Raw genomic sequence first — 13,827 nt, 5'->3', positions numbered from 1 at the left:
ACTGGCGGAGAGCACTTATTCCTGACGTGCGCTATTCCTCGGTATCCGGCTCTCGATCGGGGAACGCACGCAGCCTCAGCTCTGGCGCCCGGTGGTCGGCGAGCCACCGCATCCGGTTGTCATCCGCAGTGAACCCGGCGCGTGCCGTCTCGGTCCACTCTTCTCGGTCGAGGACTTCGAGGTACGTGTCTCGGAGCGCTTCCTGCTGAGTCGCCGTGCACCCCGCAGCATCGGGAGGCTCCGTGGTCAGGTGTTGAGTGAGCACCGCGATCGTGAAGTAGCGCTCGATCGTCGGGCTGAGCGAACCCACATGGCGAGCATGAGCTTCTAGAACCGCTCTCGAATGGGGGTAGTGAGCGAGGGTAAGCCCCATTCCCCCGCAGTCGCTCATCAGATGGAGCAGTCGACCGATGTGGTCGACCATCTCGCTGTCGGTACCAAGGTCTGCAAGCGCCTCATGGAGTCTGGCGACTGTGGCGACCTTGCCGGCGAAGTATCCGTTGAGGAAGTCGCCGTCGCAGGCCCTGCGAAGCAGCCATGGTCGGGCAGCCGGGTCGTCGAGTCTGCAGAGAGCTTCAACGACATAGACACGTCCCCAGCCGGTGACTCGCTCGGCAAGCCAGAGCAGGGCCTCCACTCCTCCTGGCCCACTCTCGAAAGCATGCGCCGCCAGTGGCCCGAAGCGGTTGGAGAGCAGTCCGATCGTTTGAATCAACGGGATGTCATCGGCTGTTCCCACAGCAGCGAGCAGGGCCAGTCCCACGGTGACCGAGCATCGGTCGGTGCCATGTCGCACCAGCCAGCGGCCCGTTTGGCGAACGCGCTCTCTGTCCGCCTGCTCGGCTGCAGCGGCGATGTGCTCGTTGGGGTGGATTGGGATGTAGACGTCGTGGAAGGCATCGGCCAACTCATCCGGAAGGGCAGAGGCCCGCGCGAAATGTGCATCGAGGATGAACGCCGCGTCCTTGCCGACCGAGTGCCGGTCCTCAGGTGTTCGCGGGCCTTTCCGGTGACGGTGCGACCCGTCGTCGGGGTACGGCTCCCCGTCGCGATGAAGCGGCTCCCCCGGAGCCAGCTGATGCAGCCGGAGGGCATGGTCGAACAGTGTTGTCGGTGATCCGGGCAGTCCTATCCCGGTCGTCTCGCTCATCGGCGGACGGGGGACTCGATTCTCTTGATCATGTCCCGGAGAATGCCATGACAGCGATCGCTGCGACAAGCCCCCGACGCGGCGGCACGCTGCATCAAACACAACAGCCAGGCGTCACGTGCGCCGAGGGCGGTGGAGCCTCAAGACCGACTCCACCGCCCTGACCAGGCAATCTATGCCTCAGCGGTGCCCAGAATCAGCTGCAGCCGCTGGTGGAGCCGCAGCCCTCGCAGAGGTAGCAGCTGCCGGCGCGGCGCATCTTGGTGCCGCAGGAGAAGCAGAGCGGCGCGTCCGCGTTCAGGCCGAACTGGATCTCGGCGAGCTCGGTCGAGTTGTGGGCCTTGGGGGGCTTCGGGGCCTCGACCACCGGGAGCGGCCTGGCGGCCGCCGGGGCGGCGGGAGCGGCCGGCTTGTCGGCGGCGCGCGGCGCGGACTGGGCGAGGCCCTCCACGTCGACGTCCTCCTCGACGGGCTCGTAGGAGCCGGTCTCCAGGTGCCGGGTCCGCTCCTCGACGGAGTGGATGCCGAGCGCGGAGCGGGTCTCGAACGGCAGGAAGTCGAGCGCCAGGCGGCGGAAGATGTAGTCGACGATCGACTGGGCCATCCGCACGTCCGGGTCGTCGGTCAGACCGGCCGGCTCGAAGCGCATGTTGGTGAACTTGGAGACGTACGTCTCCAGCGGCACGCCGTACTGCAGGCCGACCGAGACGGCGATGGAGAAGGCGTCCATCATGCCCGCGAGGGTCGAGCCCTGCTTGGACATCTTCAGGAAGACCTCGCCGAGGCCGTCGTCCGGGTAGGAGTTGGCGGTCATGTAGCCCTCGGCGCCACCGACCGTGAAGGAGGTGGTGATGCCCGGGCGGCCCTTGGGGAGGCGCTTGCGGGTCGGGCGGTACTCGACGACCTTCTCGACGGCCGGCGCGACCTCGACGGCCTTCTCCTCGACCGCCGGGGTCTTGGTCTTCGCCGAGAGCGGCTGGCCGACCTTGCAGTTGTCGCGGTAGATGGCGAGCGCCTTGACGCCGAGCTTCCACGCCTCGAAGTAGATCTCCTCGACGTCCTCGACGGTGGCGTTCTCCGGCATGTTGACGGTCTTGGAGATGGCGCCGGAGATCCACGGCTGGATCGCCGACATCATCCGCACGTGGCCCATCGGCGAGATGGAGCGCTCGCCCATCGCGCAGTCGAACACCTCGTAGTGCTCGGCCTTCAGACCGGGCGCGTCGATCACGTTGCCGTGCTCGCCGATGTGGGTGACGATCGCCTCGATCTGCTCGTCCTGGTAGCCGAGGCGGCCGAGGGCGCGCGGCACGGTGCCGTTGACGATCTGCATGGAGCCGCCGCCGACGAGCTTCTTGAACTTGACGAGCGCCAGGTCCGGCTCGACGCCGGTGGTGTCGCAGTCCATCATCAGGCCGATGGTGCCGGTCGGGGCGAGCACGGAGGCCTGGGCGTTGCGGAAACCGTTCTGCGCGCCGAGGCGGAGCACGTCGCTCCAGGTCTCGGTGGCGGCGGCCCACACCGGGGCGTCCAGCTCGTCGACCGCGACGGCGGCGGCGTTGGCGTCAGCGTGCTGCCGCATGACCCGCTGGTGCGGGGCGGCGTTGCGGGCGTAGCCGTCGTACGGGCCGACGACGCCGGCGAGCTCGGCGCCGCGGCGGTAGGCGGTGCCGGTCATCAGCGAGGTGATGGCACCGGCCAGGGCGCGGCCGCCCTCGGAGTCGTACGCGTGGCCGGTGGCCATCAGCAGGGCGCCGAGGTTGGCGTAGCCGATGCCGAGCTGGCGGTAGGCGCGGGTGGTCTCGCCGATCTTCTCGGTCGGGAAGTCGGCGAAGCAGATGGAGATGTCCATCGCGGTGATGACCAGCTCGACGACCTTGGCGAAGGTGCCGGCGTCGAAGGAGTCGTCGTCGCGCAGGAACTTCATCAGGTTGAGCGAGGCGAGGTTGCAGCTGGAGTTGTCCAGGTGCATGTACTCGGAGCAGGGGTTGGACGCGTTGATGCGGCCGGACTCCGGGCAGGTGTGCCAGTGGTTGATGGTCGAGTCGTACTGGATGCCGGGGTCGGCGCAGGCCCAGGCGGCCTCGGCCATCTTGCGGAAGAGCTTCTTGGCGTCGACGGTCTCGATGACCTCGCCGGTCATCCGGGCGCGCAGGCCGAACTCGGTGCCGTTCTCGACCGCGGTCATGAACTCGTCGTTGACGCGGACGGAGTTGTTGGCGTTCTGGTACTGGACGGAGGTGATGTCGTCCCCGCCGAGGTCCATGTCGAAGCCCGCGTCGCGCAGGGCGCGGATCTTCTCCTCCTCCTTCACCTTGGTCTCGATGAAGGCCTCGACGTCCGGGTGGTCGACGTCCAGGACGACCATCTTGGCCGCGCGGCGGGTGGCGCCGCCGGACTTGATGGTGCCGGCCGACGCGTCGGCGCCGCGCATGAAGGAGACCGGGCCGGAGGCGTTGCCGCCGGAGGAGAGCAGTTCCTTGGAGGAGCGGATCCGGGAGAGGTTGAGGCCGGCGCCGGAGCCGCCCTTGAAGATCATGCCCTCTTCCTTGTACCAGTCGAGGATCGACTCCATGGAGTCGTCGACGGCCAGGATGAAGCAGGCGGAGACCTGCTGGGGCTGCTTGGTGCCGACGTTGAACCAGACCGGCGAGTTGAAGCTGAACACCTGGTGGAGGAGGGCGTGGGTCAGCTCGTGCTCGAAGATCTCGGCGTCGTCCGCGGTGGCGAAGTAGCCGTGCTTCTCGCCGGCGGCGCGGTAGGTGAGCACCACGCGGTCGATGATCTGCTTCAGGCTCCACTCGCGCTGCGGGGTGCCGACCGCGCCGCGGAAGTACTTCGAGGTGACGATGTTGACCGCGTTGACCGACCAGAAGTCCGGGAACTCGACCCCGCGCTGCTCGAAGTTGATCGAGCCGTCGCGCCAGTTGGTCATGACGACGTCGCGCCGCTCCCAGGTGACCGCGTCGTACGGGTGGACGCCGGGGGTGGTGTAGATGCGCTCCAGCCGCAGGCCGCCCTTGGGCGCCTTGCCGGCGCCCTTGACGGTCTTGTCCGACTTCGAGCTGCGTGCGGAACCGCTCGTCGTCTCAGTCACTGCGTTCTCCTCCTCATGGGCAAACGCCCGAAGCGCCCTGAAAAGTCCGGGCACCGGCTGGTTCTCCTACGGGCGTGCGGGCAGCCGAGAGCCAGGCCGCCGTGCACGGTGTGTTACGGGTGGGCGCGCGCCGTGAAGATCAGCGCGCGGCGGCGGGGATCGGCACCGGGGTGCCCTCCTCCGCGGCGAGGGGCTGCCCGGCGCGGAGTTCCGCGATGGCAGCCTCGAAGTCCTCGAGGTTGTCGAAGGCCCGGTAGACGGACGCGAACCTCAGGTACGCGACGACGTCCAGCTCCTTCAGGGGGCCGAGTATGGCCAGACCGACATCGTGGGTCGACAGTTCGGCGCTGCCGCTGGCGCGGACGCACTCCTCGACCCGCTGACCGAGCTGCGCGAGCGCGTCCTCGGTGACCGGGCGGCCCTGGCAGGCCTTGCGGACACCGGAGATCACCTTTTCGCGGCTGAACGGCTCGGTGACGCCGCTGCGCTTGATCACCATCAGGGTGGCGGTCTCCACCGTGGTGAAGCGTCGGCTGCAGTCGGGGCACTGGCGACGGCGCCGGATCGAGCTTCCGTCGTCGCTCGCGCGACTGTCGACGACCCGGCTGTCCGGGTGCCGGCAGAAGGGGCAGTGCACCTGGGACTCCCTCCCTGCGGCAAGACATCGGACTCGGAACACTCTACCGGACCACAACCTGTAGCCCCGACCGAGGACAGTAGCCACAAGATCTGGTGAGCGACACCCGACGCGCCGGATCGGGTCGAAATTCTCCGAGGGCGCCGAATAGACTGTCCGAGTCGAACATTAGAGCGATGTACACCCGAGACCTTGATCGCGGCGAGCAAACTCGAATAAATTCACTCGAACGTGTGTTTGGCGCAACCTTTCGAAAGGAGGCCCGTTGAGTTGGCAGGGAGAAACAGCACCTGTCGAATCGAGGGCCGCCATGACCGCGATCAACGTCGAAGCCAAAACCGCCATCCCGGTGCAGGAGCGTTCCGCGCGCACCACTGACCAGGAGAGCATGGACCAGACCATGAGCCGAAGCCAGCCGATCGACGACGTCGACCTCGGCGTGTCCACCCCCGTCGTCCGTGCCCTCCCCGGCCGCCCCCCGGGCATCCGCACCGACGAGGCCGGCCTGACGGAGCGCCAGCGCCGGGTCATCGAGGTCATCAGGGACTCCGTCCAGCGGCGCGGCTACCCGCCGTCCATGCGCGAGATCGGCCAGGCCGTCGGGCTCTCCTCCACCTCCTCGGTGGCGCACCAGCTGATGGCGCTGGAGCGCAAGGGCTTCCTGCGGCGCGACCCGCACCGGCCGCGCGCGTACGAGGTCCGCGGCGTCGAGGTCGCCCGGCCGAACACCGCCGAGACCGCCGGCCGCCCCTCCACCTCGTACGTGCCGCTGGTCGGCCGGATCGCCGCCGGTGGGCCGATCCTCGCCGAGCAGACCGTCGAGGACGTCTTCCCGCTCCCCCGTCAGCTGGTCGGCGAGGGCGAGCTGTTCGCGCTCACCGTCAAGGGCGACTCGATGATCGAGGCCGCCATCTGTGACGGAGACTGGGTGACGGTCCGCCGCCAGCCCGTCGCGGAGAACGGCGACATCGTCGCGGCGATGATCGACGGCGAGGCGACCGTCAAGCGCCTCAAGCGCGAGGACGGCAAGATCTGGCTGATGCCGCACAACCCGGCGTACGAGCCCATTCCGGGCGACAACGCGACCATCCTCGGCAAGGTCGTCGCCGTCCTGCGCCGGCTCTGAGACGGAAGACAGGGGCGCGCAGTTCCTCGCGCCCCTGCCCGTCCCTATCGGGGCTTCACGGGCGGCGCGCTCGCGTCGATCGCCGCCAGCGACCGCCGGACCTGGTTGCGGTCCGTCGTGTACCAGAAGTTGGGCATCGACGACCGGAAGAACCCGCCGTACCGCTTGGTCTCCACCCGCGGGTCGAGCACCGCGACCACCCCGCGGTCGTCCGCCGCGCGGACGAGCCGCCCCGCGCCCTGGGCCATCAGCAGCGCGGCGTGCGTCGCGGCGACGGCCATGAAGCCGTTGCCGCCCCGCTGTTCGACGTCCTTCTGGCGGGCGCTCATCAGCGGGTCGTCCGGCCGCGGGAACGGGATCCGGTCCATCACCACCAGCTGGCACGCGGAGCCGGGCACGTCGACGCCCTGCCACAGCGAGAGCGTGCCGAACAGGCAGGTGCTCGCGTCGAAGGCGAACTCGCGGATCAGCTCGCCGAGGGTGTCCTCGCCCTGGAGCAGGATCCGGTTGTCCAGCCGCTCCCTGAGCGCCTCCGCAGCGGCCTGCGCGCCCCGCATGGAGGAGAACAGCCCGAGCGTCCGCCCGCCCGCCGCGCCGATCAGTTCGGTCAGCTCGTCGAGCATGTCCGGCCGTTCGGGGTCGCGGCCGGGGTCGGCGAGGTGCTTGGCGACGTACAGGATGCCCTGCTTGGGGTAGCTGAACGGGGAGCCGACGTCGATGCCGCGCCAGTACGGCGGCGCGTCCTCGCCGACCTCCACCTCGGGCTCGGCCGGACTCCGCACATCGGGCAGCCGGCTCTCGCCGGGCAGGCCGAGCGAGGCGGCGACGCCGTTGAAGTCGCCGCCGAGCTTGAGGGTGGCGGAGGTGAGGACGACCGACCGCTCCTTGTAGAGGTTCTCCCGGAGCAGGCCGGAGACGCTGAGCGGGGCGACCCGCAGCGAGGCGGTGCCCATCCCGAAGCGGTCGCTGCGCTCGACCCAGATGACGTCCCACTCGGACTCGGAGAGCAGCCGGTCGGCGGTCTCGTGCAGGGTCTCCGCGGAGGCCATGGCCTGCTTGCGGACGGCGTCCTCGTCGGTGAGGCCCTTGTCCCGGGTCTCGCCGAGCGAGGTGATCACCTGCCGGCTGGCGTCCCGGATGCCGGCGACCGCGTACGCCAGGTACTCGGGGAGCTCCTCCAGCCGCCCCGCCTGCGCCGTCTCCATCAGGCCGTGGAAGTTCTCGGCGGCGGCCTGCAGCGCGTCGACGGACTTCTCGTTGGCGAGCTTGGCGGCACGCCGCACCGCCCGGTTGACGGCGTTGACGGTGAGTTCGGCGGTGGCGGCGCCGGTGACCCGGTTCACCAGCTCGTGCGCCTCGTCGATGATCAGCAGGCCGTGCTCGGGGAGCACCGGGGCGCCCTCGATGGCGTCGATCGCCAGCATCGCGTGGTTGGTGACCACCACGTCGGCGAGCTTGGCCTTCTCACGGGCCTTCTCGGCGAAGCACTCCTGGCCGTACGCGCAGCGCGACGCGCCGAGGCACTCCTTGGAGGTGACGGCGAGCTGGGCCCAGGCCTTGTCGGAGACGCCGGGCGAGAGGTCGTCGCGGTCGCCGGTCTCGGTCTCGTCGGCCCAGTCGCGCAGCCGCAGCACGTCCTGGCCGAGCTTGCCGGTGGGGCCGCCCATCACCTCGACCGGGTCGAACAGGCCCTCGCCCTCGTCGCTCGGGGTGCCCTCGTTGGCCCGGTGCAGGCACAGGTAGTTGGAGCGGCCCTTGAGCATGGCGTAGAGCGGCCGGCGGCGCAGCACGGGGTGCAGGGCGTCGACGGTGCGCGGCAGGTCGCGCTCGACGAGCTGGCGCTGCAGGGCGAGGGTCGCGGTGGCGACCACCACGCGGTCGCCGTGGGCGAGGGCGGGCACCAGGTAGGCGAGTGACTTGCCGGTGCCGGTGCCGGCCTGGACGAGGAGGTGCTCGTCGTTGTCGACGGCGGCGGCGACCGCCTCGGCCATGGTGATCTGGCCGGGTCGCTCCACGCCGCCGACGGCGGTGACGGCGGCGTGCAGCAGCTCTGGGATGCGCGAGGCGGGTACGGCGGCGGGTGCGTCGTCGTCCGGCGGCGGGGATGCGGAGTCGTTCGTCATGGCACTCCCACCCTACGGCGCGGGGGTGACAATCCCGTGCCGCTGGGTGGGCAGCTCGGCGTGCGGGTGCAGCGGGTTGTCGACCGAGCCGTGCACGGCGGCGTGCGGGCGGTGCGGGCGGTCGCGGTAGCCGTCGAGGAGCAGCCGGTTGCGGTTGAGGCAGAGCCGCTCGATCCGGGGGGGCGAGCAGGTCGAAGAGCTCGAAGCGCTCGGCGAGCTCGGGGAAGCGCAGCTGGTGGGCGAGGACCTCCTCGCGGACCAGCTCCCAGAACTCCGCCTCCGGGACGTCCAGCTGGGCCTCGACCAGCGGCGCGAGGTAGCGGTAGACGCCGATGAACAGCCCGGAGTGGATGAACTGGCAGAGGAAGTCCGGGCCTTCGCGCAGCAGTACGGCGTCGACCTCGGCCGGCAGGTCGGCGAGTTCGGGCAGCGGCTGGTCGCTGATGTTGACGTCGTCGACGAAGTCCTTGACGGCCAGCCGCACCGGGACGTCCCGGTCGTCGAACAGCACGATGGCGTTCTCGCCGTGCGGGGAGAAGACGGTGCCGTAGCGGTACAGGAAGTGCAGCAGCGGCGGCAGCATCGCGGAGAACAGCCGCTTCAGCCACGCCCGGGGCGCCAGGCCGGAGCGGGCGACCAGTTCGGTGACCAGGGCCCGGCCGTCGGAGCCGGTCTGCAGCAGGGCGGCGAGGGTCCGGCCGCGCTCGCCGGGTTCGAGGTGGGCGCCGAGCGGTTCGCGCCAGATCGCGCCGAGCAGTTCCTTGTACTGGTAGGGCGCCTCGGGCAGGTCGCGGTAGATCGGGTGGTCGACGGTGACCGAGGCGATCTCGCCGAGCAGCACGACCCGGCACTCGTCGCGCAGGAAGGCGTCGCGGTCGCGCAGGCCGTGGATCCAGGCGGTGACGGCGGGCGCGGCGAGCGTGCGTTCGACCGGGAGGCCGCGCCAGACCAGGGTGTTGAGGATGGACAGCGGCAGCTTCACGGTGCACCGGTCGGGCCGGGAGAGGTTGAAGAAGCTGCGGATGGACTGCTGGGGCAGCCGCAGGTCGCCGTCGCTGGGCAGCGGGACGATCTCGCCGCTGGCGATCCAGGGGGCGAACAGGCCGACCACGGTCTCGTCCCACTGCCAGGGGTGGACGGGCAGCAGCAGGTAGTCCTCGCCGAGCTGGTCGCGGAAGGCGGGTTCCAGCTCGCGCTCGTACAGGCCGGGGTCGCCGCGGAACTCGGCGAGCCGGCGGTGCACGGCCAGCCAGGGCAGCCGCTGCGGGACGCGGGCCTCGGGGGCCCAGGCGGCCCAGTCGCGGGCGGAGAAGCCGAGCCGGCCCTTGTTGGGGACGATCCACGGGTGGCCGGTCTGCCGGCCCTCCAGGGCGACGTGGTCGAGGTCGGCGAGTTCCGCGGCGGTCAGCGCGGTGGCGTCGTGGTGGGCGTCGGCGATCAGGGTGGCGGTCAGCTCGCGGACCAGGTGGCCGACGGTGTCGCCGCCGAGGCCGAGCGGCTGCGCGGCGTGCTGCGGGAAGCGCAGCGGGTCCGCGTCCCCGTCCAGCGACCCGGGGTCGACCCGCCAGCTGCCGTACGCGCCGCGGTCGGCCCGGAACCGGTAGGCGGCGCCGGGGAGTTCGACCAGCCAGCCGTCCCCGTCCGGGACCGGTTCGATCAGCTCCTCGTAGGCGAACTCGCCGAGCATCTTGGCGAGCAGCGCCCGCCGTGCCCGGCCCCAGTGCTCCGCGGTCAGCTGGGCGGGCAGGTGGAGCGCGGGTTCAGCGGGGTGCTGCTGCGGCACGGACGTGGCCTTCCTGGGGTCTGGGGAGCACCGGCGGAACGGACGCGGGCGGGGCGAAGGTGGTCCAGGCGGTGCGGAGGGGCAGCGGGTGGAGCGGCTTGCCGGCGACGGCGTTGAGGATCACGGCGGCGCGGTGGGCGCCCAGGCCGAGGTCCGGGGTGCCGACACCGTGAGTGTGCAGCTCGGCGTTCTGCACGTACAGACCGCCGGTGACGCCGGGCCGCAGGGCGACCCGGTGGTCCAGGTCGACCCGGTAGCGGCCGTGCTCGTCCCAGTCGACCAGGTCGGCGACCGGGTCGAGCAGGGCCGGGCGGACGGCCCGGTAGCCGGTGGCGAGGACGACGGCGTCGGTGCGCACCAGGTGCCGCCGCCCGGAGTCGACGTGCCGGCAGTGCAGTTCGAGGCCGCCGCACGGTCCGGCGGCGGCCTCGGTGACGGCGGTGCCGGGCAGGATCTCGACCGGGTCGGCGTCGAGCGGGCGGCCGACGGTCCGTTCGTACAGGTGGTCGTGGATCTCGGCGAGGGTCTCGGCGCTGGCGGCCTTGTGCAGCTGCCACTGGGCGGGGACCAGGGCGTCCCGGGTGTCGGCGGGCAGGCCGTGGAAGTACCGGGTGTAGTCGGGGGTGAACTGCTCCAGGCCGAGCTTGGAGTACTCCATCGGGGCGAGCGCCCGGGTGCGGGTGAGCCAGCGCAGCCGGGTGCCGTCGCCGGCGCGCAGCCGCAGCAGGTCGAGGAAGACCTCGGCGCCGGACTGTCCGGACCCGACCACGGTGATGTCCCGGGCACCGGCCAGGGTGTCGCGGCGGTGCAGGTACTCGGCGGAGTGCCAGACGGCGGGGTGGGCGCGCAGCGGGGCGAAGGCCTCGGGGTGGACGGGTTCGGTGCCGACGCCGAGCACCACGTTGCGGGCCCGGTGCTCCTCGGCCGCCGGGCCGCCGGTCACCACCCGGAACAGCTCCTCCTCGGCGTCCCAGTGCAGCGCGGCCACCGGTCGGCCGAAGCGGCAGTTGGGCAGCCGGTCGGCGGCCCAGCGGCAGTAGTGCTCGTACTCGCGGCGGGGCAGCTGGAAGCGCTCGGCGAAGTAGAACGGGAGCAGCCGTTCCTGGTGGCGCAGGTAGTTGAGGAAGGACCACGGGTTGGTCGGGTCGACCAGCGAGACCAGGTCGGCGAGGAAGGGCACCTGCATCCGGGCGCCGTCCACCAGCATGCCGGGGTGCCAGCGGAACTCCGGTCTGGCGTCGAGGAAGAGGGCGTCGACGCCGTCGGCGCGGTCGGCGAGGGCGGCCAGGGACAGGTTGAAAGGGCCGATGCCGACGCCGATCAGGTCGTACGGTTCGGGCTGCGGGAGATCCATCTCGTCCTAGGACTCGTGCGGTGCGCGCGGCCGGACCATCAGGGCGGCGCGTTTGGCGGGCAGGTCGAGCTCGGCGGTCCGGGTGAACCCGGCGTTGCGGAAGGCCCGTAGCGAGGGTGTGTTGCGCAGATCCGGTTCGGCGACCACCCGGGTGCATTCGGGGCGCTGGTCGAGGACCAGGCCGGCCAGCGCGCCGAGCAGCAGGCTGCCCAGGCCCCGGCCGCGGGCGGTGGGCGGGCCGAGCAGCAGGTGGACGCCGATGTCGTGCGGGCGGGCCGGGTAGTGCGCGGCGAGCGGGTCGAGGTCGGCCCGGTAGAGCTCGAAGTAGCCGGTGGGGACGCCGTCGAGCAGGCCCAGGTACGGGATGCTGCGGCCGTCGCTGTCGAGTTGGGCGCGCAGGTGGCGCTCGGTGGTCCCGGGCGGCCCGGCCAGCTCCCACCAGGCGTCCACGGCGGGGTCGTTCATCCAGCCGGTGAGCAGGTCGAGGTCGCCGGGCAGGGTGACCGGGCGGAGCCGGAACTCCCCGGCGGCGGTGGGGACGGTCACCGCCGCGCCGCCGGGGGTCACGCCCCGGCCACCGGGTTGTCGAGGGCCACGTAGACCGACTGCGTCTCCACCGGGCCGACCAGTTCGTCCAGGCCGTGCAGCCGGGTGAGCAGGTTGGCCTTGCAGCGCAGGGTGGGTGCCTGCAGCAGGTGGGCGGGCAGCGTGGAGCCGGTGGCGGCGGCCCGGGGGCCGGCCAGGAACCGGCGCAGCGCGGCGAGCAGCAGTTGCTCGTCGGCGAGCCGCTGCGAGCCGAAGGCGCCGATCAGGCCGAGGACGTGGTTGATGCCGAGGTAGTAGGCGAAGCGCTCGTCGGCGACCGTGTCGGGCACGAAGGTGTCGCTGTGCGCGCCGAGGGCGGGCAGCTGCTGCCGGAGCCGGTCGGCGGCGGACTCCCGGAAGTAGTAGCCCTGGTTGTCGCGGTAGCGGCCGCCGACCGGCCAGCCCTCGGCGTCCAGCACGACCAGGCTGTTCTGCTGGTGGGCCTCCAGCGCGATGCCGGCCCGGCCGTCCAGCCAGAGGATGGGCAGCACGACGGCGTCCAGGTAGCGCAGGAACCATTCGGTGGCGACGGTGGCGACCGGTCGGCCGGTGCGGGCGGCGAGCTCGCCGAGCACGTCGGACAGCTGCGAGGTGAGCCGGCCGATCGGCTGCTCGGCGACCAGCCCGGCGACGCACAGCGCCCGGTCGGCGGGGCCGAAGGGCTGCTGGCGGAGCACGGTGTCCAGTCCCCCGGGTTCGCCGAGGGCCGGGTGGTCGACGCCGATCCAGGCCGGGTCGCGGACGATGTCGAAGCCGGGGTGGGCGGCCTTCCAGCGGGCGCCGAGGCCGGCCTCCAGCAGCCGGTGCACCTCGACGCCGCGGTGGAGCTCCTTGCGCAGGTTCTCCCGGCGGGAGTTGGTGATCCGCAGGGCGAGCGAGAGCTTGAGCATCCACGGGGTGCCGGGGCGGCTGACGGTGCGCACCGAGCTGGTGGGGTGCCAGGGCTCGCCGTGCTGGCCGAGGTCGTGCAGCAGGCCGCTGTCGAGGAGTTCGGCGACGGCGGGGCGCAGCGCGAGTTCGCGGGCCTGCCAGGGGTGCAGCGGGAGGGCGGCGGTGCCGGGCGGCAGCGGGCGGCCGTACAGCTCGGCGGTGAGCTCCTCGGCGGGGCGGCCGGTGGCGGAGTCGGCGGCGAGCAGCGTGCGGTCGACGGCGTACCAGTGCAGCCGGAAGCTGCCGTGCAGTTCCGGGGAGTACGCGGCGGACTGGGCGGGGCCGAGGCCGTCGCGGCTCTTCGGGGTGGGGTGCAGCGGGTGGCCGAGCAGCAGGGCCTGCTCGGCGCGCAGGAAGGGGCTCGGCGGGGTGGCGGACAGGGCGCGCCGGTGGCCGAGGATCTCCGCGGTGCGGCCGACCGAGTCGGCGACCCTGGCGGTCAGGTCGGCGATCTGGCCGGGGTCGGGGTCGTCGGTGGCGGCGCCGGCGATCAGCGCGGCGACGGTGACGGCGTCCACCGGCCGGCCGTGCTGCAGGGCGGCGGTGGTGACGGTGGCCGGGCCGAAGCGGTGCCAGCCGCAGGCGGACCAGTGCAGCACCGGGGCGGTGATCTCGGCGGCGCCGCCGAGCACGGCCACCCGCAGCCGGTCGCCGTCCGGGCGGGCGCCGGTCTCCCGGGCCCAGCAGCGCAGCAGGCTCTCGGTGGCGGCGTGTTCGGCTGCGGCGGCCGGATCGGGGTGCAGCAGCGGGTCGGTGGGGTGTTCGGCGCCCGACCGGGCCAGGGCGGCCGGAGGCACTCCGGTGAGAGTGGTGACCAAAGCCCCTCCTCGGGCCGTGCGATCGTCTGGAGGTAAGGGCTACCTATCCACTGCGGGTGATCACAAGATCAGCTCACTCTTTGTGGTGAAAGACGGTGGATCACTCACCCGGTCGAGTGAAGGGTGCGACCCTGACGGACCGTCGCGGTCACGGTTCGGTGACCGGACGTCAACAGCGCGGAAGCCGGGTGGGGTCGGCACCGGCCCGGATGGGAGACTTCCCC

General features: G+C 71.6%; 7 protein-coding genes and 2 pseudogenes. 1 reads left to right on the top strand and 8 read right to left on the bottom strand.

Going from position 1 to position 13,827, the window contains the following annotated elements; translation table 11 throughout:
• Positions 1-31: 31 nt before the first annotated feature.
• The 3 genes from ABEB06_RS25640 to nrdR all read right to left on the bottom strand — a co-directional run bounded on the left by ABEB06_RS25640 (position 32) and on the right by nrdR (position 4,884).
• A complete protein-coding gene (locus ABEB06_RS25640) occupies positions 32-1,150 on the bottom strand; it encodes a hypothetical protein (RefSeq protein WP_345699237.1) in 1,119 nt (372 codons plus the stop codon).
• Between the two features lie 196 nt (positions 1,151-1,346).
• The gene (locus ABEB06_RS25635) at positions 1,347-4,247 is read right to left on the bottom strand and encodes a vitamin B12-dependent ribonucleotide reductase (protein ID WP_345699236.1); all 2,901 of its coding nucleotides are present in this window, start codon (positions 4,245-4,247) and stop codon (positions 1,347-1,349) included.
• Positions 4,248-4,386: 139 nt separating this feature from the next.
• A complete protein-coding gene (gene nrdR, locus ABEB06_RS25630; protein WP_345699235.1) occupies positions 4,387-4,884 on the bottom strand; it encodes a transcriptional regulator NrdR in 498 nt (165 codons plus the stop codon).
• 457 nt (positions 4,885-5,341) lie between these two features.
• On the opposite strand from nrdR, the pseudogene lexA reads away from it, so the two are divergent.
• Positions 5,342-6,010: pseudogene (gene lexA / locus ABEB06_RS25625) on the top strand (transcriptional repressor LexA); the annotation flags it as partial.
• 44 nt (positions 6,011-6,054) lie between these two features.
• Here lexA and ABEB06_RS25620 read toward each other — a convergent pair.
• The 5 genes and pseudogenes from ABEB06_RS25620 to ABEB06_RS25600 form a co-directional block, all read right to left on the bottom strand.
• Positions 6,055-8,133: an ATP-dependent DNA helicase gene (locus ABEB06_RS25620; protein WP_345699233.1), complete on the bottom strand. Its 2,079-nt coding sequence runs from the start codon at positions 8,131-8,133 to the stop codon at positions 6,055-6,057.
• A 12-nt stretch (positions 8,134-8,145) separates the two neighbouring features.
• A pseudogene (locus ABEB06_RS25615) lies at positions 8,146-9,916 on the bottom strand (IucA/IucC family protein).
• On the bottom strand, positions 9,894-11,270 hold the full coding sequence (locus ABEB06_RS25610; protein ID WP_345699232.1) for a lysine N(6)-hydroxylase/L-ornithine N(5)-oxygenase family protein: 1,377 nt from the start codon (positions 11,268-11,270) through the stop codon (positions 9,894-9,896). Before ABEB06_RS25610 ends, ABEB06_RS25615 begins: the two are co-directional and overlap by 23 nt.
• 6 nt (positions 11,271-11,276) lie before the next feature.
• Positions 11,277-11,942, bottom strand: coding sequence for a GNAT family N-acetyltransferase (locus tag ABEB06_RS25605; protein ID WP_345701987.1), 666 nt, complete (start codon positions 11,940-11,942; stop codon positions 11,277-11,279).
• Positions 11,834-13,603: an IucA/IucC family protein gene (locus tag ABEB06_RS25600; RefSeq protein WP_345699231.1), complete on the bottom strand. Its 1,770-nt coding sequence runs from the start codon at positions 13,601-13,603 to the stop codon at positions 11,834-11,836. Before ABEB06_RS25600 ends, ABEB06_RS25605 begins: the two co-directional genes overlap by 109 nt.
• Between the last annotated feature and the right edge of the window lie 224 nt (positions 13,604-13,827).

This window comes from Kitasatospora terrestris (assembly GCF_039542905.1).
GTDB classification, from domain to species: Bacteria; Actinomycetota; Actinomycetes; order Streptomycetales; family Streptomycetaceae; genus Kitasatospora; species Kitasatospora terrestris.
Note: the sequence above shows the minus strand (reverse complement) of the source record. Positions and strands in the feature narration are given on the sequence as shown.

Coding starts and splice junctions, on each gene's coding strand:
- ABEB06_RS25640 (WP_345699237.1), bottom strand. CDS start 1,150: ATGAGCGAGACGACCGGGATAGGACTGCCCGGATCACCGACAACACTG.
- ABEB06_RS25620 (WP_345699233.1), bottom strand. CDS start 8,133: ATGACGAACGACTCCGCATCCCCGCCGCCGGACGACGACGCACCCGCC.
- ABEB06_RS25610 (WP_345699232.1), bottom strand. CDS start 11,270: ATGGATCTCCCGCAGCCCGAACCGTACGACCTGATCGGCGTCGGCATC.